22 protein-coding genes are annotated in these 22,379 nt (G+C 74.3%); 16 read left to right on the top strand and 6 right to left on the bottom strand.

All coding sequences use genetic code 11. From position 1 onward, the window contains the following. Nucleotides 1-62 precede the first annotated feature (62 nt). The 9 genes from ACFU9A_RS01445 (at nucleotide 63) to ACFU9A_RS01405 (ending at nucleotide 10,464) form a co-directional block, all read left to right on the top strand. Nucleotides 63-851: an ABC transporter ATP-binding protein gene (locus ACFU9A_RS01445; RefSeq protein ID WP_430575321.1), complete on the top strand. Its 789-nt coding sequence runs from the start codon at nucleotides 63-65 to the stop codon at nucleotides 849-851. Beyond that, nucleotides 848-1,729, top strand: a complete 882-nt coding sequence (locus ACFU9A_RS01440; RefSeq protein ID WP_430573481.1) for an ABC transporter permease — start codon at nucleotides 848-850, stop codon at nucleotides 1,727-1,729. The genes ACFU9A_RS01445 and ACFU9A_RS01440 overlap by 4 nt, the downstream gene beginning before the upstream one ends. Nucleotides 1,730-1,783: 54 nt before the next feature. After that, nucleotides 1,784-3,211, top strand: a complete 1,428-nt coding sequence (locus ACFU9A_RS01435; RefSeq protein WP_430573480.1) for an LLM class flavin-dependent oxidoreductase — start codon at nucleotides 1,784-1,786, stop codon at nucleotides 3,209-3,211. Then, entirely contained in the window at nucleotides 3,208-3,720 is a 513-nt protein-coding gene (locus ACFU9A_RS01430; RefSeq protein ID WP_430573479.1) for a flavin reductase family protein, read from the top strand. The genes ACFU9A_RS01435 and ACFU9A_RS01430 overlap by 4 nt, the downstream gene beginning before the upstream one ends. Nucleotides 3,721-3,771: 51 nt before the next feature. Further along, nucleotides 3,772-6,573: an HAD-IC family P-type ATPase gene (locus tag ACFU9A_RS01425; protein ID WP_430573478.1), complete on the top strand. Its 2,802-nt coding sequence runs from the start codon at nucleotides 3,772-3,774 to the stop codon at nucleotides 6,571-6,573. Nucleotides 6,574-6,644: 71 nt separating this feature from the next. Further along, nucleotides 6,645-7,100 carry a DUF2255 family protein gene (locus ACFU9A_RS01420; RefSeq protein ID WP_430573477.1) on the top strand — a complete coding sequence of 152 codons (456 nt, stop codon included), beginning with the start codon at nucleotides 6,645-6,647 and terminating at the stop codon, nucleotides 7,098-7,100. After that, nucleotides 7,097-7,636 carry a hypothetical protein gene (locus ACFU9A_RS01415; protein WP_430573476.1) on the top strand — a complete coding sequence of 180 codons (540 nt, stop codon included), beginning with the start codon at nucleotides 7,097-7,099 and terminating at the stop codon, nucleotides 7,634-7,636. The genes ACFU9A_RS01420 and ACFU9A_RS01415 overlap by 4 nt, the downstream gene beginning before the upstream one ends. Nucleotides 7,637-7,715: 79 nt before the next feature. Next, entirely contained in the window at nucleotides 7,716-9,176 is a 1,461-nt protein-coding gene (locus tag ACFU9A_RS01410; RefSeq protein WP_430573475.1) for a basic amino acid/polyamine antiporter, read from the top strand. 34 nt (nucleotides 9,177-9,210) lie between these two features. Beyond that, the gene (locus tag ACFU9A_RS01405) at nucleotides 9,211-10,464 is read left to right on the top strand and encodes an arginine deiminase (protein WP_430573474.1); all 1,254 of its coding nucleotides are present in this window, start codon (nucleotides 9,211-9,213) and stop codon (nucleotides 10,462-10,464) included. Between the two features lie 38 nt (nucleotides 10,465-10,502). Here the strand turns inward: ACFU9A_RS01405 and ACFU9A_RS01400 are convergent, their stop codons facing one another. Continuing rightward, entirely contained in the window at nucleotides 10,503-10,934 is a 432-nt protein-coding gene (locus ACFU9A_RS01400) for a hypothetical protein (protein WP_430573473.1), read from the bottom strand. 115 nt (nucleotides 10,935-11,049) lie between these two features. Between ACFU9A_RS01400 and ACFU9A_RS01395 the strand changes: the two genes are divergently transcribed. Together ACFU9A_RS01395 and ACFU9A_RS01390 are read left to right on the top strand one after the other, a co-directional pair. Further along, nucleotides 11,050-12,090: a S66 peptidase family protein gene (locus ACFU9A_RS01395; RefSeq protein ID WP_430573472.1), complete on the top strand. Its 1,041-nt coding sequence runs from the start codon at nucleotides 11,050-11,052 to the stop codon at nucleotides 12,088-12,090. Between the two features lie 41 nt (nucleotides 12,091-12,131). Continuing rightward, nucleotides 12,132-12,347 (top strand): hypothetical protein, encoded by a 216-nt coding sequence (locus tag ACFU9A_RS01390; protein ID WP_430573471.1) that lies wholly within the window; start codon nucleotides 12,132-12,134, stop codon nucleotides 12,345-12,347. Here ACFU9A_RS01390 and ACFU9A_RS01385 read toward each other — a convergent pair. Beyond that, the gene (locus tag ACFU9A_RS01385) at nucleotides 12,322-12,978 is read right to left on the bottom strand and encodes a TetR/AcrR family transcriptional regulator (protein ID WP_430573470.1); all 657 of its coding nucleotides are present in this window, start codon (nucleotides 12,976-12,978) and stop codon (nucleotides 12,322-12,324) included. The genes ACFU9A_RS01390 and ACFU9A_RS01385 overlap by 26 nt on opposite strands. Nucleotides 12,979-13,113: 135 nt before the next feature. On the opposite strand from ACFU9A_RS01385, the gene ACFU9A_RS01380 reads away from it, so the two are divergent. Next, the gene (locus tag ACFU9A_RS01380; protein ID WP_430573469.1) at nucleotides 13,114-13,581 is read left to right on the top strand and encodes a hypothetical protein; all 468 of its coding nucleotides are present in this window, start codon (nucleotides 13,114-13,116) and stop codon (nucleotides 13,579-13,581) included. Here the strand turns inward: ACFU9A_RS01380 and ACFU9A_RS01375 are convergent. Then, complete coding sequence (locus ACFU9A_RS01375; RefSeq protein WP_430573468.1) at nucleotides 13,556-14,353, bottom strand: isocitrate lyase/phosphoenolpyruvate mutase family protein; 798 nt, start codon at nucleotides 14,351-14,353, stop codon at nucleotides 13,556-13,558. The genes ACFU9A_RS01380 and ACFU9A_RS01375 overlap by 26 nt on opposite strands. Before the next feature lie 114 nt (nucleotides 14,354-14,467). Between ACFU9A_RS01375 and ACFU9A_RS01370 the strand changes: the two genes are divergently transcribed. Genes ACFU9A_RS01370 through ACFU9A_RS01360 form a run of 3 tightly spaced genes read left to right on the top strand, consistent with a single transcriptional unit; the run spans nucleotide 14,468 to nucleotide 15,894 of the window. Continuing rightward, nucleotides 14,468-14,830 carry a YidH family protein gene (locus ACFU9A_RS01370; RefSeq protein WP_430573467.1) on the top strand — a complete coding sequence of 121 codons (363 nt, stop codon included), beginning with the start codon at nucleotides 14,468-14,470 and terminating at the stop codon, nucleotides 14,828-14,830. A 5-nt stretch (nucleotides 14,831-14,835) separates the two neighbouring features. After that, on the top strand, nucleotides 14,836-15,192 hold the full coding sequence (locus tag ACFU9A_RS01365) for a DUF202 domain-containing protein (protein WP_430573466.1): 357 nt from the start codon (nucleotides 14,836-14,838) through the stop codon (nucleotides 15,190-15,192). Nucleotides 15,193-15,240: 48 nt separating this feature from the next. After that, nucleotides 15,241-15,894 (top strand): Pr6Pr family membrane protein, encoded by a 654-nt coding sequence (locus ACFU9A_RS01360; protein ID WP_430573465.1) that lies wholly within the window; start codon nucleotides 15,241-15,243, stop codon nucleotides 15,892-15,894. On the opposite strand, the gene ACFU9A_RS01355 is transcribed toward ACFU9A_RS01360, so the two are convergent. Continuing rightward, entirely contained in the window at nucleotides 15,884-17,773 is a 1,890-nt protein-coding gene (locus ACFU9A_RS01355; RefSeq protein ID WP_430573464.1) for an alkyl/aryl-sulfatase, read from the bottom strand. The genes ACFU9A_RS01360 and ACFU9A_RS01355 overlap by 11 nt on opposite strands. Nucleotides 17,774-17,935: 162 nt before the next feature. Between ACFU9A_RS01355 and ACFU9A_RS01350 the strand changes: the two genes are divergently transcribed. Further along, a complete protein-coding gene (locus tag ACFU9A_RS01350; RefSeq protein ID WP_430573463.1) occupies nucleotides 17,936-18,607 on the top strand; it encodes a GAP family protein in 672 nt (223 codons plus the stop codon). A gap of 52 nt (nucleotides 18,608-18,659) precedes the next feature. On the opposite strand, the gene ACFU9A_RS01345 is transcribed toward ACFU9A_RS01350, so the two are convergent. After that, on the bottom strand, nucleotides 18,660-20,468 hold the full coding sequence (locus tag ACFU9A_RS01345) for an alkyl/aryl-sulfatase (RefSeq protein ID WP_430573462.1): 1,809 nt from the start codon (nucleotides 20,466-20,468) through the stop codon (nucleotides 18,660-18,662). 103 nt (nucleotides 20,469-20,571) lie between these two features. Continuing rightward, the gene (locus tag ACFU9A_RS01340) at nucleotides 20,572-22,260 is read right to left on the bottom strand and encodes a SulP family inorganic anion transporter (protein WP_430573461.1); all 1,689 of its coding nucleotides are present in this window, start codon (nucleotides 22,258-22,260) and stop codon (nucleotides 20,572-20,574) included. Nucleotides 22,261-22,379: the final 119 nt, after the last annotated feature.

Below are 22,379 nucleotides of genomic sequence, written 5' to 3'. Positions count from 1 at the left end.
CCACCGTGCCCACCGCGCGGGCCGCGGGCACGGGCGCCGGGGCCGACGGCGCCACGCCGCGGCTGCGCTTCGACGGGGTGCGCAAGGAGTTCGCCGTGCGCGGCTCGGGCGGCACGCTCGTGGCGCTGGAGGACCTCACCCTCGACGTCGCCGCGGGGGAGCTGGTGACGCTCGTGGGCCCGTCCGGGTGCGGGAAGTCGACGCTGCTGGACCTCGTGACCGGGCTGTCCGAGCCGACGTCGGGGCGGATCCTCCTGGACGGCCGGCCCGTCACGGGCCCGGGCCTGGACCGCGGGATCGTCTTCCAGCAGTACGCGCTGCTGCCGTGGCGCACCGCGCAGGCCAACGTGGAGCTGGGGCTGGAGGCACGGCGGCTGCCGAGGGCCGAGCGGCGCCGGATCGCGCGGGAGCACCTGGAGCTGGTGGGCCTGTCCGGGTTCGAGGACCGCTACCCGCACGAGCTGTCCGGGGGCATGAAGCAGCGGGTGGCGATCGCCCGGAGCCTCGCGTTCGACCCCGAGGTGCTCCTCATGGACGAGCCGTTCGCGGCCCTCGACGCGCAGACCCGCGAGACGCTGCAGGACGAGCTCCTGCGCATCTGGCGGGCCACCGGCAAGACGATCGTCTTCATCACGCACGGGATCGAGGAGGCCGTCTACCTGGGGCAGCGGGTCGTGGTCCTCACGCCCCGGCCGGGGCGGGTGCGCCAGGTGCTCGACGTCGACCTGCCGGGTCGCGGCGAGCCCGGCCGGGACGTGCGCGCGGACCCGGAGTTCGTCGCCCTGCGCCACCGGGTGTGGGACGCGCTGCACCACGCGCCCGGGCACGCCGACGGGGAGGTCGCGCGATGACCGCCACCGACGTCAGGCGCCCCGCCCGCGAGGCGGCCGCGTTCTCCGACCCGCCGACCCTCGGGCGGCGGAACGCCGTCGCGGTGGCGTCGCGGCAGCGGGGCCGGGCCGCGGCCCGCACCGGGCGCGCGGCCGCCGTGGTGCTGCGCTCGTCCGTCGCCCTGCTGGCCTTCCTCGCGATCTGGGAGGTCGCGCCGCGGGCCGGCCTGGCCGACCCGGTGTTCCTGCCGCCGTTCAGCACCGTGGCGGCGACCTTCCTCGGGCTGGTCGCCGACGGCACGATCGGCACGCAGGTGGGCACGAGCCTCGCCCGCGCCGGCGCCGGGTTCGCGATCGCGGTGCTCGTGGCGATCCCGCTGGGGCTCGTCGTGGGCTGGTACGCCCGCGCCGCGCAGTACCTCAGCCCGTTCTTCGAGCTGTTCCGCAACACCGCGGCCCTGGCGTTGCTCCCGGTGTTCATCCTGGTCCTGGGGATCGGGGAGACGTCGAAGGTCGCCATCGTGGTCTACGCCTGCTTCTTCCCCCTGCTGCTCAGCACCATCACGGGGGTGCGCACCGTCGACCCGCTGCTGGTGCGCTCGGCCCGGTCGCTGGGCCTCGGCAGCCCCGCGCTGTTCGTCAAGGTGGTGCTGCCGTCCGCGGTGCCGACCGTGTTCACCGGGGTCCGGATGGCGGCCACGTCGTCGATCCTCGTCCTCATCGCCGCGGAGATGGTCGGGGCGAAGGCCGGGCTCGGCTACTTCATCACCTACACCCAGTTCAACTTCCAGATCCCCGAGATGTACGCGGGGATCGTGACGATCGCGCTCGTCGGGGTGGCCGTGAACGCGGGCCTCGTGCTGCTCGAGCGCCGTCTCATGCGCTGGCGCGCCGCCTGACGCGCCCCGCGCCCCCCTTCTTCCTCTCCCGTACGCCCCTCGAAAGGCGGAGCCATGCCCGCACGCACCCTGACCCTGAACCTCTTCCTGCACCACGTGGGCCACCACGAGGCCGCCTGGCGGCACCCGTCCACGCAGCCCGACCGGCTCTTCACGCCCGACTACTACGTGCGCCTGGCGCAGCAGGCCGAGGCCGCCAAGCTCGACGCCGTGTTCTTCGCGGACGGGCCGGTGCTGCACGGCGGCGTCGAGCACAACGCGGTCGGGACCCTCGAGCCGATCCTGGCCCTCGCGACCATCGCCGCCCGCACCGAGCGGATCGGCCTGATCGCGACGGCGTCCACCACCTACTACGAGCCGTACAACCTGGCGCGCCTGTTCGGCACGCTCGACCACGTCAGCGGCGGCCGCGCCGGGTGGAACATCGTGACCACGTCGTCCGCGCAGGCGTCGGCGAACTTCGGCCTCGACGCCCACCCGGACCCCGCGGTGCGGTACGCGCGGGCCGAGGAGTTCCTCCAGGCGATCACGCGGCTCTGGGACTCCTGGGAGGCGGACGCCGTCCTGGTCGACCGCGAGGCGGGCCGGTACGCCGACCCGACGCGCATCCACCCGGCCGCGTTCGAGGGGGAGCACCTGCGGGTCGCGGGCCCGCTGAACCTCGCGCGCTCGCCCCAGGGGCGGCCGGTGCTGGTGCAGGCGGGCGCGTCCAACGCCGGCCGCGACTTCGCGGCCCGCTGGGCGGAGGCGATCTTCACCGCCCACCAGCGCCTCGAGGACGCGCAGGCGTTCTACGCGGACGTCAAGGACGGGGCGCGCCGGTACGGCCGCGACCCCGGCCAGGTGAAGGTCCTCCCCGGGATCAGCCCGTTCATCGGCTCCACCGAGGCCGAGGCGCGCGCCCTGGAGCGCGAGTTCAACGAGCTCACGGTGCCCGAGTACGGCCTGCGGCAGCTGGGCGGCCAGGCGGGCGTCGACCTGTCGGACCTGGAGCTCGACGAACCCGTGCCGCTCGAGATCTTCGCCGACGCCGGCGACGTCACGAACAACGCCCAGTCGCGGTTCCAGGTGGTCGCGGGGATCGTGCAGCGCGAGCGCCCCACCCTGCGGCAGCTGCTGCACCGGCTCGCCGGCGCCCGCGGGCACCGCGTCGTGGCCGGCACGCCCGAGCAGGTGGCCGACACCATCACCGAGTGGTTCACCCAGGGCGCCGCCGACGGGTTCAACGTCATGCCGCCCGCCCTCCCGTCGGGGCTCGGGGCGTTCACCGAGCAGGTCGTGCCGATCCTGCAGCAGCGCGGCCTGTTCCGCACCGAGTACGCGGGCAGCACGCTGCGCGACCACCTGGGCCTCGACGTCCCGGCCAACCGGTACACGGCGGCCCGGGCCACCGCCCGCACGTCCGACAGCCCGGTCGTCGCCCCCGTCGCCGACCGCCCCCGGGTCGACGAGGTGGAGCGCGTGGCGGAGGCCGCGCGGTGACCGCCGTGGCGCGCGGGGCCCTCGCGATCAGCCCCGACGAGTTCCGGTCCGTGTTCCGCGGCCACCCGGCGGGCGTCGCCGTCGTGGCGCTGCTCGACGGCGGCCGGCCGGTCGGCTTCACCGCCACGTCGGTGATCTCCGTGTCCGCGGACCCGCCGCTGCTGGCGTTCTCGCTCGCGACGGCGTCCTCCTCCTGGCCGGCGGTGTCGCGGGCGGCCACGGTGGCGGTGAGCTTCCTCGCGCACGACCAGGCGGACCTGTCCGCCCGCTTCGCGACCAGCGGGATCGACCGGTTCGCCGGCGGCGGCTGGCACGCCCTCGACTCGGGCGAGCCGGTGCTGGACGGCGCCGCCGCGTGGGTGCGCGCGCTGGTGGTGCAGCGCACGGCCGTCGGGTCGAGCCGGCTCGTGACGCTGCAGGCGGTGCAGCGCCACGTGCGCGAGGGCGCGAGCCCGCTGGTGTTCCACGACCGCGGCTACCACCGGCTGGGGGACGGCAGCCGGGTGTGACCCTCGGCGCCTGGCGCGCGGGGGCGGGGCAACGCGGGTGAAATGGGGGCCATGGATCAGGTCCGGGACGTCATTGCCTCGCCGACGCCGTGGGCCTCGCCCCCGCAGGAGGTGCTCGCCGGGCTGCGGGCCGACGACGGCGGCCTGACCACCGCCGACGCGGTGACCCGCCTCGCGGAGGTCGGCCCCAACCGGCTCCCCCCGCCGCAGCGGGACCCGCTGTGGAAGCGGGTCCTCGTGCACTTCGACGACGTGCTCATCTACATCCTGCTGGTCGCGGCCGTGCTCAAGGCGATCCTCGGCGACTGGGTGGACTTCACCGTCATCCTGCTGGTCGCGGTGGTGAACGCGGCGATCGGCTTCGTCCAGGAGGGCCGCGCGGAGAGCGCGCTCGACGGCATCCGCAAGATGCTGTCGGTGCACGCCGAGGTCCGGCGCGACGGGGCCTGGGCTAAGGTCGACGCCGACGACGTCGTGCCCGGCGACGTGGTGCGCGTGCGCTCCGGCGACCGCGTCCCCGCCGACGTGCGCCTGCTGGAGGCCGTCAACCTGCGCGTCGAGGAGTCGGCGCTCACGGGGGAGTCGGTCGCGGCGAGCAAGCGGGTCGACGCGGTGGACCCGGACGCCGGGGTGGGGGACCGCACCAGCATGCTGTTCTCCGGCACCCTCGTGGCCGCCGGCCAGGGCGTCGGGGTGGTCACGGCCACCGGCGAGCGCACGGAGATCGGGCGCATCCAGACGATGATCTCCGAGGTCGCGAGCCTGGAGACGCCCCTGACCAAGCAGCTCGACCGGTTCGGCAAGCTGCTCGCCGGGCTCATCCTCGCGATGGCCGTGGTGATGGTCGTCATCGGCCGGGTGGTGCACGACTTCTCCGTCCCGGACCTGGTGTCCGCGTCGATCGGCTTCGCGGTCGCGGCCGTGCCGGAGGGGCTGCCGGCGCTGGTGACGATCACGCTGGCGCTCGGCGTGCAGCAGATGGCCCGGCGTCGCGCGATCACCCGCAAGCTGCCCGCCGTCGAGACGCTCGGCTCCGTCACGACGATCTGCTCGGACAAGACGGGCACGCTCACCAAGAACGAGATGACGGCGCGCCTGGTGCGCACCGCCGACCGCGCGTACGACGTCGCGGGCGCGGGGTACGCGCCGCACGGCGAGGTCACGCTGGGCTCGGGCGACGGCGCGGGCGGCGCGGGCGGCCCGGCCGCCCGGCACGCGGACCTCGCGTCGGACCAGGACCTCGGCGGCGTGGTCGCCGCCATGATGCTGTGCAACGACGCCCGCGTGGTGCCCGGCGGCGAGGGCGACGACGGTGGCGACGGCGAGGGCTGGCGGCTCGTGGGCGAGCCCACGGAGGGCGCGCTGCGGAGCCTGGGCATGAAGGCCGGCTTCGACACCGCGGGCTGGCGGCGGCTGGCCGTCGTGCCGTTCGAGTCGGAGACCAAGTACATGGCGACGCTCGACCAGGCCCCGGACGGCGCGCTGCTGGTGCACGTGAAGGGCGCGCCGGACCGGGTGCTCGACCGCTGCGCCACGCAGACGGCCGCGGACGGGTCCGCCCAGCCGCTCGACCGCGCGTTCTGGGAGGCGCAGATCGACGAGATCGGCGGGCGCGGGCTGCGCGTCCTCGCCGCCGCGCGGGCCCGGCGGGTCGCGGGCACCACCACCCTGGCGGCGGCCGACGTCGACCAGGGGCTGGAGCTGTGCGGGCTGGTCGGCATCGTCGACCCGCCCCGACCGGAGGCGATCGACGCCATCGCCCAGTGCCGCGCCGCGGGCGTACGGGTCACCATGATCACCGGCGACCACGCCGGGACGGCCGTCGCGATCGGCCGGGAGATGGGGATCGTCGACCGGCCCGCCGGCGACGGTGAGGCGGCCCCGGTGCTCACCGGCGCCGAGCTGGAGGCGATGAGCACCGACCAGCTGCGCGCCGTCGTGCGCGACGTGTCCGTGTACGCCCGCACCAGCCCGGAGCACAAGATCCGCATCGTGTCGGCCCTGCAGTCGCACGGCGAGGTGGTCGCGATGACGGGCGACGGCGTCAACGACGCCCCCGCGCTCACGCAGGCGGACGTCGGCGTCGCGATGGGCATCAAGGGCACCGAGGCGACCAAGGAGGCCGCCGAGGTGGTGCTCGCCGACGACAACTTCGCCACCATCGAGCGCGCGGTGGAGGAGGGGCGGCGGATCTACGACAACATCCGCAAGTCCGTGCTCTTCCTGCTGCCCACCAACGGCGCGCAGTCGCTGGTCATCCTCGTCGCGGTCCTGTTCGGCCTCACGCTGCCGCTCGCGCCCGTGCAGGTGCTGTGGATCAACATGATCACGGCGGTCACCCTGTCGCTGGGCCTCGCCTACGAGAAGGCGGAGCCCGACGTCATGGCGCGGCCGCCGCGCGACCCGAGGGCGTCGATCCTCGACGCCGTCTTCGTGCGCCGCATCCTCATCGTCTCGCTGCTCATCGGCGGCGCCACGCTGCTCGTGTTCTACGCCGAGCGCGCGCAGGGCGCGCCGATCGCGGAGGCCCAGACGGCGGCGGTGACGATGCTGGCCCTCGGGCAGCTCGCCTACCTCTTCAACTGCCGCTTCCTGGACCGCTCGAGCCTCACGGTCGACGTGCTGCGCGGCAACCGGGTGGTGTGGATCTCGGCCGTCGCGCTGGTGGCCCTGCAGTGCGTGTTCGTCTACGCGCCGTTCATGCACTCCTGGTTCGACTCCGCGCCGATCAGCGGGCTGCAGTGGGCGAAGACGGTGGGGCTCGCCGTCGTCGTCTTCCTCCTGGTCGAGGTCGTCAAGGCCGTCGGCCGGGCCCGGTCGCGCCGCCGGGCGGCGGCCGGCCCGCGGGAATAGACGTGGCCCAGGTCACGGTTGTGCACGGCGGCGTGCTGCTCCGGCCCGCCGGTCCGAGAGGAGCCCCCGCCGTGAACTCAGCCGCGCACCCCGCCACCGCCCTGCCGGACCTCGTGCCCCTCGCCGCCGCCCGCTCCGTCAAGCTCGTCGTCGACGGGGCGGCCGCCCTGCCGACCTGGGTCGTGCAGGTGGGCGGCGACCTCTTCGTCCGCTCCGCCCCCGGCGCCCGCTGGCCCGCCGGCCTCGCCGCCGGCCGCGGCCGGGTGCGCGTCGACGGCGCCGAGCGCGCCGTCGTCCTCGCCGAGGTGGAGCCCGAGCTGCACGGTCTGCTCGACGACGCCTACCGCGCCAAGTACGGCGCCTGCGCCCCCGACCGGGTCGCCGAGGTCGTGTCCGACGCCGCCGCCGCGACCACGTTCCGCCTCCGCGCCCGCCGTGCGTCCTGGGGCGAGCGGGTGTACTCCGTCGCGTCCGCCGTGCGCGCCCGGCGCCGCGTCGTCGAAGGGGCGCGTACCGTCACCCCATGAGCCGCGCGTCCGAAGCCCGGGAGCGTCGTCGGCGCCGCCGCGAGCAGCTCACCCCGGACCAGCGCGCCGACCGGCTCAAGGAGCGCGTCTACGTCACCTTCGCGGCGCTCGCCGTGGTGCTCGCCCTGCGCGGCCACGTCGAGGGGCTCGAGGCCGGCCGGGCGGCGCTCACGCTGGTCATCACCGTCGGGGGCACGCTGCTCGCCGTCTTCCTCGCCGACTTCGTGTCGCACGTCGTCGTGCACGGCGCCCTGCCCACCCGGGCCGAGCGGCGCCACATGCTCGGCGTGGTGTCGAGCGCCGGGGGCGTGGTCGTGCTGCCGCTGGTGTTCCTCTGGCTGGCCGGCCGCGGGGCGTGGACGGTGGCCGGCGCGCTCACCGCGTCGACGGTCGCCCTGATCGTCAGCCTGGGGCTCGTCGGGTACGTGGCCGTGCGCGTCGTCGCCCTGCCCTGGTGGCAGAAGTGGCTGCTGCTGCTCACCGAGGTCGCGCTCGGCCTGGCCGTCGTCGGGCTCGAGGTGCTGGCGCACGGCTGAGCCGCCTCCTCGGCGCGCGGACCTGCCACGACGGTGCGACGATCGGTCGCGGCACCCGACCCAGGAGGGGACACCGAGGATGGCGCACGAGGGCACGACGGCGACCACGGGGAGCACCGCCTCCGCCACCACGAAGGTCTCGCTGCTGACCCTCACCGCGATGGTCGTCGGGTCGATGGTCGGCGCCGGCGTGTTCTCGCTCCCGCGCCGCTTCGCGCAGGAGACGGGCGTCATGGGCGCCCTCATCGCCTGGGTGGTCGCGGGCGCGGGCATGCTGATGCTCGCGTTCGTCTTCCAGCGGCTCGCGATGCGCAAGCCCGACCTCGACGCGGGCGTCTACGCCTACGCGAAGGCGGGCTTCGGCGAGTACACGGGCTTCTTCGCCGCCGCGGGCTACTGGGCCAGCGCATGCGTCGGGAACGTCACCTACTGGGTGCTCATCATGTCGACGCTGGGCCAGTGGGTCCCCGCCCTGGGCGCGGGGGACACGGTGCTCGCGCTCGCGCTCTCCGCCGTCGGCCTGTGGCTGTTCTTCCTGCTGGTGCGGCGGGGCATCAAGGAGGCGACGGCGATCAACCGCATCGTCACCGTCGCCAAGATCATCCCGATCATCGTCTTCGTCCTGCTGGCGCTGTTCGTGTTCGACCCGAGCGCGTTCGCCGCGAACTGGGGCGGCGCCGACTACGCGGGGAGCCTGTTCGAGCAGGTGCGCGGCACCATGCTGGTGACGGTCTTCGTGTTCCTCGGCGTCGAGGGGGCCAGCGTCTACTCCCGGCACGCGAAGCGTCGCGAGGACGTCGGCCGGGCCACGATCCTCGGCTTCCTGAGCGTCTTCGCCATCTTCGCGTCGGTGACGATCGTGTCCTACGGGATCATGCCGATGGGCGAGATCGCCGAGCTGCGCCAGCCGTCGATGGCGGGGGTGCTCGAGGCGGCCGTCGGGGAGTGGGGCAGCGTCTTCGTCGGCGTCGGCCTCATCATCTCCGTGCTCGGCGCCTACCTGGCGTGGACCCTCATGGCCGCCGAGGTGCTCTTCGTCGCCGCCAAGGACCGCGACATGCCGCGCTTCCTCTCGCGGCAGACCGACCGGGACGTGCCGGTCAACGCGCTGCTGCTCAGCACCTCCCTGTCGACGGTCGTGCTGGTCCTCACCTACTTCTCCGAGGACGCGTTCGACTTCGCCCTCGACATGACCGCCGTCATGACGCTCATCCCGTTCCTGCTCGCCGCGCTGTACGCGGTGAAGCTGCGGGCCACCCGCGAGACCTACGACGGCGCGCCGCCGTCCACCCTGCGCGGGGACCTGGTGGTCGCGGCCCTGGCGACGGTCTACACGGCCTTCCTCGTCTTCGCCGCCGGCCTGAGCCTCGTGCTGGTCTCGTTCCTCTTCTACGCGCCCGCGACGATCCTGTTCGTCATGACGCGGCGCGAGCAGGGGCGCCGGGTGTTCAGCCCGCCCGAGCTCGCCCTGTTCGTCGCGGTGGTCGCGATCGCCGTGCTCGCGGTCGTGGGCCTCGTCGCGGGCTGGATCTCGATCTAACGCACGTCCGTCGTCCGACCGAAAGGTTCTCCCCATGACCTCCGCTCCCTCCGCCCCGGCCCACGGCGTCCACTCGGAGGTCGGCCGGCTGCGCAAGGTGCTGGTCTGCTCGCCCGGGCTCGCCCACGAGCGGCTCACCCCCACCAACTCGGACGACCTGCTGTTCGACGACGTCATGTGGGTGGAGTCCGCGCAGCGGGACCACCTCGACTTCGTCAACAAGCTGACCAACCGGGGCGTGGAGGTCGTGGAGCTGCACGACCTGCTGGCGCAGACGATGGCGATCGGCGAGGCGCGGTCGTGGCTGCTGGACCGCAAGGTGGTGCCGAACCAGGTGGGGCTGGGCCTCGTCGAGGGGACCCGGGCGTACCTGGACTCCCTGACCGACCGCGAGCTGTCGCGGTTCCTCGTCGGCGGCCTGTCCACCCACGACCTGCCCGCGGACTTCCGCAGCGACTACGTGAACCTCGCCCGCGAGTCCACGGGGACGCCGGAGTACCTGCTGCCGCCGCTGCCCAACACGCTGTACACGCGCGACACGACCTGCTGGATCTACGGCGGCCTCACCCTCAACCCGCTGTACTGGCCGGCGCGCAAGGACGAGACGCTCCTGATGAAGGCGATCTACTCCTTCCACCCGGAGTACCGGGACTCGACCGTCTGGTGGGGCGACCCGGAGCAGGACTGGGCGCAGGCCACCATCGAGGGCGGCGACGTGATGCCCGTCGGGAACGGCACCGTGCTCGTCGGGATGAGCGAGCGCACGTCGCGGCAGGGCATCACGCAGTTCGCGAAGGCGCTGTTCGACGGCGGGGACGTGCAGCAGGTCGTGGTGGCCGGGATGCCGCGCCTGCGCGCGGCCATGCACCTGGACACGGTGTTCACGTTCGCGGACCGCGACCTCGTCACCGTGCACCCGACGATCGTCGACGGCATCCACGCCTTCACCCTGCGCCCGTCCGACAAGGCGCCCGGCGTCGAGGTCACCGACGAGGGCGACACCCCGTTCGTCGACGTCGTGGCGCGCTCGCTCGGCCTGCCGAAGCTGCGTGTCGTCGAGACCGCGGGCGACGCGTACGCCTCCGAGCGGCAGCAGTGGGACTCCGGCAACAACGCCGTCGCCCTCGAGCCCGGAGTCGTCTTCACCTACGACCGCAACACCCTCACCAACGCCGCCCTGCGCCGCGCCGGGGTGGAGGTCATCACCATCGTCGGCGCCGAGCTCGGCCGCGGCCGCGGCGGGGGGCACTGCATGACCTGCCCCATCTCCCGCGACCCGGTGGACTGACGCCGGGCAGCCGCCGGGTCAACAGGGCGGCAGGAGTATCAGCGCGCGACGGTCACCGCGACGTCGGCGGCGGGCGCGACGCGGATCACCGCGTCGCCGGGCGCGGCGTCGTCCGGCACCACGACGACGGCGGACCACTCGCCGTGCGCGTCGGCGTCGACGGTGGCCAGCTCGACGTCGTGGGTGCCCTGCACCCACCGCACGGCCAGGTCGCTCATCGGCGCGGTCGACTCGGCGGGGAGGGGTTCTCCGTCGGAGACGCCCTGGAAGTCCGCGCAGCCCTCGACGAAGGCGGTGCCGGAGAGCCGGACGGCGCCGCCCGCGGTGAGGGCACCGTCCTCGACGTCGACGGCGGGAGCGGCGCACGACGCACCCGCCGACGTGCCGGTCGGGGCGCACCCGGCGGCGAGCAGGGCGACGGTCAGGACGGCGGGCAGGGCGAGCGCGGACGTCGTGCGCGGGAACCGCATCGTTCCTCCTGGTGGTGGCGTCGCGCGTGCGACGGGCCCAGTGTGCCGCGCCTGCGGGCGCGGTGTCAGCGGGATTCCCGTTGATCGGGACGTGCGGCTCGGGCAGAGTCCGGCCATGACGATCCGCTACCCCCGCCCCCTGCGCCCTGGCGACACGATCGGCGTGACCGCGCCGTCGTCGGGCGTGCCCACCCCGCTGCTCGGGCGGCTGGACCACGCCGTCGAGGTCGTGCGGGCCAAGGGTTTCGACGTGCGGGTCGGCGCCACGCCGTCGGGCCAGGGGATGGTCAGCGCTCCGGCGGACGTCCGGGCGGCGGAGCTGACGGGGATGCTCACGGACCCTCGGGTGCGCGCCGTCGTGCCGCCGTGGGGCGGGGAGCTGGCCGTCGACCTGCTGGGCCGCCTCGACTGGGACGCCCTCGGCGCGGACCCGACGTGGCTGGTGGGGTACTCCGACGTCTCGACGCTGCTGCTGCCGCTCACGCTGCGCACCGGGGTCGCGACGCTGCACGGGCAGAACCTCATGGACACCCCGTACGACGTCCCGGGCGGCATCCTCGGCTGGTGGGACGTCGCCGCGTCGGCGCAGGACGGCGGGGAGCTGCTCCAGCGCTCGCCGCGCCGGCACCGCTCCGGCGGCTGGGACGACTACGAGAAGGAGCCCGAGGTCTCGACGTGGACGCTCGACGCGGCGGGCCCGTGGCTGCGGCTCGACGCCGCGGACCCGGCCGCGCCCGTCGACGTCTCGGGACGGCTGATCGGCGGCTGCATGGAGACGGTGTCGTTCCTCGCGGGTACCCCGTACGGCGACGTGGCGCGGTTCGCCGCGGAGCACGCGGCGGAGGGCATGGTCGTCTACCTCGACATCCTCGAGTGGGGCGCCGCCGACGTCGCCCGGGCGCTGTGGGCGCTGCGTCACGCGGGCTGGTTCGACGCCGCGAACGCGGTGCTCGTCAGCCGCACGCACGCGCCCGCGACGGGGGACCTCGGCCAGGACGACGCGGTCCGCGACGCCCTGGGCGACCTGGGGATCCCGCTGCTGGCGGACGTCGAGTGCGGGCACGTGCCGCCGCAGCTCGCGCTGGTGAACGGCGCGCTCGCGCGCGTGCAGCACGGGCCGGACGAGTCGACGATCACGCAGCGCCTGGTGCCGTAGGGACACGGACCGGGAGCGCGGCTCGGTGGCAGGACGACCCCGTGCCGCACCCCGGAGCCCGCGTCGCCCGAGACCTGACGCTGCTGCTCGTCGCGTTCGGCGCCCCCGCGCTCGTGCTGCGGCAGCGGCTCGGAGGGGGGTGGATCGTCGACGACGTCGTCGTGGCGGTCCTGCTCGCGGGCTGGGCCGCCGTCGCCGTGCACGCGCGCCTGGCCGTGGTCACGCCGCGACTCAGGAGCGGGTCGCCCGCGGCCTGACCTCGGCCTGCCGCGCCAGCCCCGCGAGCACGGCGTCGAGCATCCGGTCGAGCTCGGCGGGCGAGCCGAAGTCCGCCCAGCGGGGAGCGAGGGCGGCGAGCGTGGGGTGCTCGTCGGGGTCGAAGGTCGGCACGGGGGAGCGGTCCTCGACGGTCCGCGCCAGCAGGTGGCCGTTGAGGAACCCGAACAGCACCATCGGCGCGTCGGCGACCACCCGGTCGGGCAGGCCGTCGCGGCGCATCGCGGTGGTCAGCACCTCGAGGGCGGCGAGGGCCGCCGGCGAGGTCTGCGCGCGGGTGACGAGCAGGGGAAAGACGCGCGGGTGGCGGGCGGCGGCGTCGCGGTAGGCGTGCGCCAGGCCGCGGGCGACGTCCTGCCACGGGACGTCCGGCGCCGGGTCGCCGGCCGCGGGGACGTCGAGCTCGGCGAGCACGGCCTCGGAGGCCGCGTCCAGCAGCGCGGCCTTGCCCTTGACGTGGTGGTAGATGGACATCGGGTCGACGCCGAGCTCGTCGGCGAGGCGCCGCACGCCGAACCGCTCCAGCCCGTCCCGGTCGACGAGGGCGACGGCGGCCGCGGCGATCCTCGTCCGGTCCAGTCCTGCCGACGTGCCGCGTGCGCGCCCGGTCATCGTCCGTCCTCTCCCCTTGCGAAACCTACGACGTAGAACCTAGCCTGTCGAGGGTGTCCTACACCGTAGGTTTCACGGGGTGTCCCACGGAACGTCCGCCCGGGAGGCCCGTCCGACCCAGACCCAGGAGGCCTCATGACGACCACCCGCCCCGCGCAGCGCCGCACGACCGCCGTCATGGTCGGGGGGCTCGCGCTCACCGTCCTCGTGGCCGTCGCCCCGTTCCTCGACGGCACGACCCACCTGCTCGCCGACCACGTGCGCGCCGGCTACCCCGGCTACGGCCCGGACGAGGTGCGGGCGGCCGTCACCGCCTACCAGTACCTGCTGGCGGGGGTCGGCGTCCTCGGTGTCGCCGCCTGGCTGTGGGCGATCCGCGCGGTCCGCACGGGCCGACGGTGGGCGCGCGGGGCCGCGACGGCGGCGTTCGCGCTCGCGCTCGTCCTCGCGCTGACGGCGCTGCTCACCCGGGACACGTCGGGGGACGTGGGCCTGGCGCCGGCGCTCGGCTGGGCGGGCCTCCTGCCGTGCGTCGCGGGCGCCGTCGCCGTCGTGCTGCTCTGGCGGGCGCCGCGCGTCAGCCCCGGAACGCCCGCGGCATGACCTCGCGCGCCGGGCCGGTGCGGTCGAGGAAGCCGATCTCGCCGGCCTGGAGCTCGCGCGCCGCCTCGACCAGGGCGGACAGGGCGTCCCACGCGAACGTGCCCCCGACGGAGAGGCGCGCGACACCCGCCTCGGCCAGCGCCGCGGGCGTCGGGCCCCCGGCGACGAGCAACGCGTTGACGGGCCGGTCCACCTCCCGGCAGACGGTGGCGACCTGGGCGGCGTCGCGCAGCCCGGGCGCGTAGAGGACGTCGGCGCCGGCCTCCTGGTAGGCCTGCAGCCGCGCGATCGTGTCGGCGAGGTCGTCGCGCCCGTACAGGTGGTTCTCGCAGCGGGCGGTGAGCACCAGGTCGCCCGCCGCCTCGGCCGCGGCGGCCACGCGCTCGACGGCGAGGCCGCGGTCGAGGACCGGATGGTCCGGCTGCTCGGTGGCGTCCTCGATCGAGCACCCGGCGAGCCCGGCCGCGCGGGCGTCGGCCACCGTGCGCGCCACGCCGGCGGGGGAGTCGGCGAAGCCGTTCTCGAGGTCGGCGCTCACGGGGACGTCGACGGCGGCCACGAGCGCGGCGGCGTGGGCGAGCGTCTCCTCGCGGGTGGTCGCCCCGTCCGGGCGGCCGAGCGTCGCGGCGAACCCGCTGCTCGTCGTCGCGACGGCGGCGAAGCCGAGGGTCGCGAGGATGCGCGCCGACCCCGCGTCCCAGGCGTTCGGCAGCAGGAGCGGGTCGCCGGGACGGTGCAGGGCCAGGAAGTCCGCGCGCAGGGTCGACGTCATGCGCCCGAACCTAGCCACCGCCCCCGACGCCCGCCCCGTCGGCCGCCGCCGACGCCCAGGTCACCGCCGCCGTCGCCGCGACGTGCCCCGTGGCGGTCGATAGGCTCGGGCCTCGTGAGTCGCGAGCGCTTCCCCCGGTGGGTCTACGAGCAGGGCACGGAGCCCGACCCGCGGTTCTCCCTCGCCAACGAGCGCACGATCCTCGCGTGGCTGCGCACCGCCCTGGGGCTGATCGCCGGCGGCACCGCGCTCGAGACGCTCGACCTGCCGATGGAGCCGCACCTGCGCCTCACGGCCGCGATCGTGCTCCTGGTGGCCGGCGCCGTCGTCCCGGTCGCGGCCGCGGTGGAGTGGGCCCGCGCCGAGCGGGCGATGCGGGAGCACGGGCCGCTCCCGGGTGCGACCACCGGGTTCGTGCTGGTCCTGACCATCACCGTCGTGGGCGTGCTCGTGCTGCTCGCGCTGCTGCTGCACTGACCGCGATGGCCGAGCCGCCGCTGGACCCGCCGCTCGTCGGCCCCGAGCGCGACCGGGGCCTGCAGGTGGAGCGCACCTCGCTCGCGTGGCGGCGCACGCTGCTGTCCTTCACGGCCGCCTGCGCCGTGGCGTGGCAGACGCTTCCTGGCGTGGACGGCTCGACGTCGTTCGCGCTGGCCGCGGCGGTCGCCCTCGCCCTCACGCCGCCGCTGTGGTGGTTCGCGAAGCGGCACGCCCGGCACACCGCGCTGCACCTCGAGGCCGACGAGCCGCGGCTGCGGCACGGCCGCCGGATCGTGCTCATGTGCGCGGGCACGGCCCTGCTCGGCCTCGGCGGGCTGGTCGCGGTGCTGGTGTTCTAGGCAGGACGTCGGGCCGCGGGGGAGGCGGCGTCTGCTTCACTGACGCCCATGTTCGTGATCGTCGGCCTGTTCCGGCTCCTCGTCGTCGTCCTCGGCCTCGTCGGCACGCGCGCCATCTGGCGCGACGGCGACGTCGAGGGGTTCGTCTACTTCACCAACCTCACCAGCTTCCTGGCGGTGGCGGTGTTCGGGTGGGCCGCGGTCGTGACCCTGCTGCGCCGCCCGCAGCCGCCCGTGTGGGCGAAGGGGCTGGTGACGCTGGCCGCCACCATCACGGGGCTCGTCGCGTGGCTGGTGCTCGCCCCCGAGTCGCCCGACGCCCCCGCCGTCTTCCTCGGCCTGACCGAAGGCCAGGTGGAGCACCGGGCGCTGCCGGTCGCCGTCGTGCTGGACTTCCTGCTCCTCGACCCCCACCGGCGCGCGCGCCTGCGCCACGCGGGCCTGTGGATGCTGTTCCCGGTGCTGTACTTCGGGGCGATCCTCGTGCGCGGGCAGGTCAGCCCGGGCAGCGCGTACCCGTACGGCTTCATCGACCTCGACGCGCTCGGATGGGGCGGGCTGGGGGTCAACCTGGTCGTCTACGGCGGCGCCTTCTACGTGCTCGGGCTGCTCATCGTCGGCGTCGACCGGCTGCTCCCTGCCCGCCCCGTCGTCCCCGGGGCGGTGGTCCCTGGGGTCAGGGACCCTCAGCTCACGGCGTGACGATGGCGAAGTCCGGGTCGCCGGGGTCGAGGATGCCGTGCACCTTGTCCAGGGCGGCGGTGTCGCCCGTGAGCTCGATGCCGGCCGCGGCCAGGCGCGCCGGGTCCAGGCCGCCGGCGAGCGCGGGGAGGGCGGCCCGCGTGGTGGTGATGGTGACGTCGGCGGCGTCGGGCTGCGGCTTGGCGCTGTAGGTGAGGGCGCCGTTCGCGAGGCGGAGCCGGTAGCGCGCGTCGGCGTCGGAGAGCACGACGTCGGCGGTGACGCGGTGGTCCCACGCCCTCGGGCCGTCGATCTGGATCGCGAGGGCGTCGAACAGCATCTCGGGGGAGAGGTGCGCGACGATGTCCGCCGACGCGGTCTGCGTCGGGGTGCCGAAGTTCCCGCTGCGCAGCTCGGTGGCGCCCGACAGGTACACCGACCGCCACGTGCCGTTCTCGGCGCCGTAGCCGAGCTGCTCGAACGTGTCGGCGAGCAGCTCCTTCGCCCCGGCGTGGTCCCGCTGCGCGAACACGACGTGGCTCAGCACCTCCGCCACCCAGCGGAAGTCGCCGGCGTCGAACGACGCGCGGGCCTTCTCCACCACGGCGTCCGCGCCGCCCATGAACTCGACGTAGCGCTTGCCCTGCTCCTCCGGCGGGTGCTGCCACAGGTGGGCCGGGTTGCCGTCGTACCAGCCCATGTAGCGCTGGTAGATCGCCTTGATGTCGTGGCTCACCGAGCCGTAGTAGCCGCGGGCGTGCCACGCGTTCTCCAACGCCGGCGGGAGCGGCAGCTGCTCGGCGATCTCGGCGCCCGTGAACCCCTTGTTGAGCAGGCGCAGCGTCTGGTCGTGCAGGTAGGCGTAGAGGTCGCGCTGCTCGGACAGGAACGTCACGATGCGCTCGTTGCCCCAGGTGGGCCAGTGGTGCGAGGCGAAGACGGCCTCGACGTCCGCCCCGAACAGGTCGATCGTCTCGGTGAGGTAGTTGGCCCAGGCGTGCGGGTCGCGCACGACGGCGCCGCGCAGGGTGAGCAGGTTGTGCAGCGTGTGGGTGGCGTCCTCGGCCGTGCACAGGGCGCCGCGGTCGGGGAACCAGATGAGCATCTCGGCGGGGGCCTCGGTGCCGGGCGCCATCTGGAACACCATCCGGACGCCGTCGACCGTCTCCTCCTGCCCCGTCGTCGTGATGTCGAGGGTGGGGGCGATGAGAGTGACGGTGCCGGTGGACGTCGTCTGCCCGAGGCCGGCGCCCACCTGGCCCTGCGGGCCTCGGGCCAGCGCGGCGCCGTACATGTAGCCGGCGCGGCGGCCCATCGCGGTGCCCGCGTAGACGTTCTCCGCGACGGCGTGCTCCGTGAAGTCCGCGGGCGCGACGACGGGCACGCGGCCCGCGTCGACGTCCTCCTGCGTGGTGACCCCCTTGACGCCGCCGAAGTGGTCGACGTGGCAGTGGGTGTAGATGATCCCCGTGACCGGGCGGTCCCCGCGGTGCTCGCGGTAGAGGGCGAGGGCGGCGGCCGCGGTCTCGGTCGAGATCAGCGGGTCGAGCACGATGACGCCCGTGTCGCCCTCGATGAACGTCACGTTCGACAGGTCGAAGCCGCGCACCTGGTAGATGCCCTCGACCACCTCGAACAGGCCCTGCTCGGCGACGAGCCGCGACTGCCGCCACAGGCTCGGGTTCACGGAGTCCGGCGCGTCACCGGTGAGGAACGCGTAGGTGTCGTTGTCCCACACGACCCGTCCGTCCTCCGCCGTGATCGCGTTCGGCGACCGGCGGGCGACGAGCCCGCGTGAGGCGTCCTCGAAGTCCTGGGTGTCCGAGAAGGGGAGGGTGCCGAGCAGCTCCCGCTGCTGGGCGGCGATCGTGGGCGCGGCTGGCTTCGGTGTGCTCGGCATGGCGCCAGGGTGGCACCGGAGCGCCACGTGCGCGCGGCGAGGGTGCCGTCCCCGCTGTGACGCGCTGACATGCTGTCTCGACCTGCGGTTTCCCTGCCGGGTGCCTACCGTCTGAGCGGCGGCCCGCATCGTGGCGCCGACGACGCCGGCTGAGGAGACCACGTGGGTGCAGCGATCGGCCAGTCCCTTCCCGTCGCGGTGGGGGTGCTGATCAGCCCGCTGCCCATCGTGGCGGTGGTGCTGATGCTCGTCAGCGAGCGCGCGAGGGCGAACGCGGGGGCGTTCCTGGTCGGCTGGTTCGTGTCGGTGCTCGTCGTCGTCGGGCTGGTCGCGGTACTCGCGGGGTCGGCGGTGCCCGACGACGAGGGCACGCCCCTGTGGGCGGCGCTCGTCAAGATCGTGCTGGGCCTGCTGCTCCTGCTGGTGGCGGTGAGGCAGTGGCGCGGGCGGCCGCGCGAGGGCGTGGAGCCGGAGACACCGAAGTGGATGGCGGCCATCGACGGGTTCACGCCCGGCAAGGCGCTGGGCCTCGCGGTGCTGCTCAGCGCCGTCAACCCGAAGAACCTGCTGCTGGTCGTCTCCGGCGGCGCCGCCATCGCGGCGGCCGCTCCTGGGGACACGAACGCCCAGGTCGTGGCGGCCGTCGTCTTCGCGCTCGTCGCCAGCCTGGGCGTCGTGACCCCGCTGGTGATCTACCTGGCGATGGGCGACCGGGCCGGGGCCGTCCTCGACGGCCTGAAGACCTGGATGGTCCAGAACAACGCCGTGATCATGGCGGTCCTGCTGCTCGTCATCGGCGCCAAGATGATCGGCGACGGCATCACCGCGCTCTGAGCCGGAGCCCCGCAGGTCGTGCGGGGCTCCGGGGCGAGCTTGCCGCCGGCGGTCAGGGCGTGACGATGGCGAACGCGCCGTCGGACGCGGTGAGCACGCCGAGGAGGCGGTCGAGAGCGGCGGCGTCGCCGTCCTGGTCGACGCCGTCCAGCCCCTTGCCGGCCAGGATGCCGAGCAGCTGGGTCTTGGTGAGGCGCAGGGTGAGGTCGACGTCGGCCGCGCGGGTCGGGTTCTTCGTCTGGATCAGGGCGCCGTTCGAGAGCGCGGTGCGCACCGTGTCGCCCGTGTCGGTGAACGACCAGTCGATGACGAGGGGCTGCCGTGCCGCCTTGATCCCGTCCACGCGGATCGCGAGGGTGTCGAAGAGCTGGTCGACCGAGAGGCCTGCGGCCAGCCCGGCCCCCAGGTCACCGATGGGGGGCGGCGTGACGCCGTGGCGCAGCTCGCGCGCCCCGGAGAGGTAGAAGCCGCGCCACGTGGCGTTCTCGGCACCGTAGCCGAGCCGTTCGTAGACCCCGGCGAGCGCCTCCTTGGCGGCGGCGTCCTGAGGGTCCGCGAACACGGCGTGCTTGAGGAGCTCGGCGGCGAACCGCAGGTCGCCGCGCTCGGCGTACTCGGCGGCCTTGGCCCTGACGGCCTCCTGGCCACCGATGACGTCGACGTAGCGGGTCGCGGCCTCGACGGGCGGATGCGCCCACAGGGACGACGGGTTGCCGTCGAACCAGCCCATGTAGCGCTGGTAGATCGCCTTGACGTTGTGGCTCACGGAGCCGTAGTACCCGCGGGTGTGCCAGGCGTCGTCGAGGACCGCCGGAAGCCGGATCTCCTCGGCGATCTCCGCGCCGGTGTGGCCGGAGTTGAGGAGCCGCAGGGTCTGGTCGTGGAGGTAGGCGTACAGGTCCCGCTGCTGGGAGAGGTATGTGACGATCTCGTCCTGCCCCCACGTGGGCCAGTGGTGGGACGCGAAGACGACGTCCGACGAGTCGGCGAACAGCTCGATCGACTCGTCGAGGTAGCGCGCCCAGATGCGGGGGTCGCGCACGAGGGCACCGCGCAGGGTCAGCAGGTTGTGCAGGTTGTGCGTCGCGTTCTCGGCCATGCACAGCGCACGTCGGTCGGGGAAGTGGAAGTTCATCTCGGACGGCGCCTCGGTGCCGGGCGTCATCTGGAACACGATGCGGACCCCGTCGACGACCTCCTCCTGGCCCGTTCGCGTGATGTCCACGGTGGGCGGGAGCAGCGAGACGGTGCCGGTGGACGTGGCGATCCCGAGCCCGGTGCTGAGCTGGCCCGTCGGGCTCGCGGCGAGGATGGCCGCGTACATGTACGACGCGCGCCGGTTCATCGCGGTGCCGGCGTACACGTTCTCCGACACGGCGTGCTCGAGGAAGCCCGCCGGGGCGAGGATCGGCACGTCTCCGGCGCCGTCGGGAAGGACCCCGCCGGCGCCGCCGAAGTGGTCGGCGTGCGAATGGGTGTAGATCAGTCCCGTCACCGGGCGGTCGCCCCGGTTGCGGCGGTACAGCGCCAGGGCGGCGGCGGCCGTCTCCACGCTGATGAGCGGGTCGATGACGACGATGCCGGTGTCGCCCTCGACGATGGTCATGTTCGAGATGTCCAGGCCCCGCACCTGGTAGATCCCGTCGGCGACCTCGAACAGGCCGTGGACGGCGCAGAGCTGCGCCTGGCGCCACAGGCTCGGGTGCACCGTCTCCGGCGCATCGCCCTCGAGGAACGCGTACTGCTCCATGTCGAACACGACGCGCCCTGTCGCGTCCGTGATCGTGCAGGGCTCGAGCCGGTCGACGAGCCCTCGCTCGGCGTTGTCGAAGTCGGTGCGGTCGGTGTAGTCGAGTGCCACGGCGCTGCCTTTCGTCCCGTCCATGAGCGCGGTCTGCCCGGCGCCCGGCTTCACTGTCGCAAGCGAAGAAGGAATGCGCGCGGCGGGTACCGACGTGCGTGGGTCAGGACGAGGCGGCGCGCTCCCGGCGGCGCCGCTCGGCGAGGTCGTAGGCCTCGCGCACGGCGTCGAAGAGCACCTCGGACTCGGGCACCACGGAGTCCTGCAGCCGTCGTGACACGCCGCCGGTGGCGAACCGGCGGGCCAGGGCGTCGGGGACGCCGCACACGACCACCTCGACGCCGTGGTCGTGCCAGCGGTCCAGCAGGCGGTCGAGCGACTTGAGGAACGTCGTCGACGGGATCCCCGCGGAGCCGCGCAGCGAGATCACGAGGGCGGCGTCGTGGGAGTCCGCGGTGTGCGGCCACTCCTCCTCGAGGCGGTTCACCTCGGCGAAGAACCCGGAGCCCATGTAGTGCAGCACGGTGGTGCGCCCGCTCGGCAGGGTCGTGGGGGCGTCGGCGACGCGGAAGCCGCCGTCGCCGGTGGGCGCGAGCTCGACGATCCGGCCGCGCTTGGCCGACTGCACCGCGAACAGCACGATGGACAGGCCGGCGCCGAGGAAGATCGCCTGCTGCAGCGGCAGCTGCGTGGTGGCGACGAACGTCACGACCAGCGCGGCGGCGGAGAGCCACGACGTGCGGAACACGAGCACGATGTCGGGCCAGCGCCCGACGACGAGCTCCCCGCCGATGACGAGCAGCAGGCCGCCGATGACGGCCATGGGGATGAAGCCGGCCAGCGGCCCCACGGCCAGCACGATGACGATGAGCCACAGGCCGGAGAAGATGCCCGCCCAGCGGGTCTGCGCGCCGCCGCTCGTCGCGACGCCCGTGCGGGACAGCGACCCGCCGGTGGGGAGGGCGCCGAAGAACCCGCCGGCCACGTTGGCGAGGCCCTGGGCGGTGAAGTCCTTCGACACGTCGGTGCGCGACCCGTCCGGGTTCGGCACGGCGGCGCCGATCCCCGCGGCCTGCGCCAGCGCGACGAGCGCGATCGCGAGCCCGCCGGAGACCAGGGCGCCCATGGACCCCACGTCCGGCAGGGTGAACGGCGGCAGCGAGCGCGGGATCGCGGCGATGTCGGAGACGAGCTCGACCTTCGTGCCCAGCAGCGCGACGACGACGGTGACGACGACCAGCGCGAGCAGCGTCGCCGTCTTCTTCAGGCGGGGCACGAGGCTCAGCGCGGCCCACGCGGCGACGGTCGCGAGGGCGACGGCGACGGTCGGGCCGTCCCAGTCGCCCACGTGCACCACGGCCTCCACGAGCTTCGCGACCGTGTTGTGCGACTGCGGCTCGTACCCGGTGGCGTCCTTCACCACGCCGGCGACGATCTGGACCGCGATGCCGGCGGTGAAGCCCGTCATCACCGCCGTGGAGACGAACGACATCACCGACCCGAGCCGCAGCAGGCCGAGCAGCAGCATCCACAGCCCGACGACGACCGTGAGCGCCGCGACCGCGCCGAGGTCGCCGGGGTCCAGGCCCGCGTCGATGAGCACGCTCTTGGCGGACAGGGCGATGGCGCTGGTGAGCGTCGTGACCATCAGCACCGTGCGGGAGAACACCGAGCCGACGACGGTCGACACCGCGCCCGACCACAGGCCCATCGGCGCGGCGAACCCGCCGACCGTCGCGTACGCCATGCCCTCGGGGATGGAGAACAGGCCGGTGACGAAGCCGGAGACGACGTCGCGTGGGGTCGGCCGGGGCAGCTTCCGGGCCTTCCGGCCCGACGTGGCGTCGCTCACTGGGGTGCCCTCCTGTGGTGGCCGGGGATGCACGCAGCACCCTGCCCCACCAGCGGGGACGCCGCGACCGCAGCCCGCGCGACGCGTCCGGCCCGAGGACCCGGACATATCGCCGTTCA

Source organism: Isoptericola sp. NPDC057653 (genome assembly GCF_042799955.1).
Taxonomy (GTDB): Bacteria; Actinomycetota; Actinomycetes; order Actinomycetales; family Cellulomonadaceae; genus Isoptericola.
This window is presented reverse-complemented; position numbering and strand designations above follow the sequence as displayed.

Excerpts from the sequence above, each read along its gene's own strand:
- ACFU9A_RS01435 (WP_430573480.1), top strand. The coding sequence starts at position 1,784 with ATGCCCGCACGCACCCTGACCCTGAACCTCTTCCTGCACCACGTGGGC.
- ACFU9A_RS01440 (WP_430573481.1), top strand. The coding sequence starts at position 848 with ATGACCGCCACCGACGTCAGGCGCCCCGCCCGCGAGGCGGCCGCGTTC.
- ACFU9A_RS01395 (WP_430573472.1), top strand. The coding sequence starts at position 11,050 with ATGACGATCCGCTACCCCCGCCCCCTGCGCCCTGGCGACACGATCGGC.
- ACFU9A_RS01410 (WP_430573475.1), top strand. The coding sequence starts at position 7,716 with ATGGCGCACGAGGGCACGACGGCGACCACGGGGAGCACCGCCTCCGCC.
- ACFU9A_RS01385 (WP_430573470.1), bottom strand. The coding sequence starts at position 12,978 with ATGACCGGGCGCGCACGCGGCACGTCGGCAGGACTGGACCGGACGAGG.
- ACFU9A_RS01415 (WP_430573476.1), top strand. The coding sequence starts at position 7,097 with ATGAGCCGCGCGTCCGAAGCCCGGGAGCGTCGTCGGCGCCGCCGCGAG.
- ACFU9A_RS01425 (WP_430573478.1), top strand. The coding sequence starts at position 3,772 with ATGGATCAGGTCCGGGACGTCATTGCCTCGCCGACGCCGTGGGCCTCG.
- ACFU9A_RS01380 (WP_430573469.1), top strand. The coding sequence starts at position 13,114 with ATGACGACCACCCGCCCCGCGCAGCGCCGCACGACCGCCGTCATGGTC.
- ACFU9A_RS01405 (WP_430573474.1), top strand. The coding sequence starts at position 9,211 with ATGACCTCCGCTCCCTCCGCCCCGGCCCACGGCGTCCACTCGGAGGTC.
- ACFU9A_RS01375 (WP_430573468.1), bottom strand. The coding sequence starts at position 14,353 with ATGACGTCGACCCTGCGCGCGGACTTCCTGGCCCTGCACCGTCCCGGC.
- ACFU9A_RS01355 (WP_430573464.1), bottom strand. The coding sequence starts at position 17,773 with ATGCCGAGCACACCGAAGCCAGCCGCGCCCACGATCGCCGCCCAGCAG.
- ACFU9A_RS01360 (WP_430573465.1), top strand. The coding sequence starts at position 15,241 with ATGTTCGTGATCGTCGGCCTGTTCCGGCTCCTCGTCGTCGTCCTCGGC.
- ACFU9A_RS01365 (WP_430573466.1), top strand. The coding sequence starts at position 14,836 with ATGGCCGAGCCGCCGCTGGACCCGCCGCTCGTCGGCCCCGAGCGCGAC.
- ACFU9A_RS01400 (WP_430573473.1), bottom strand. The coding sequence starts at position 10,934 with ATGCGGTTCCCGCGCACGACGTCCGCGCTCGCCCTGCCCGCCGTCCTG.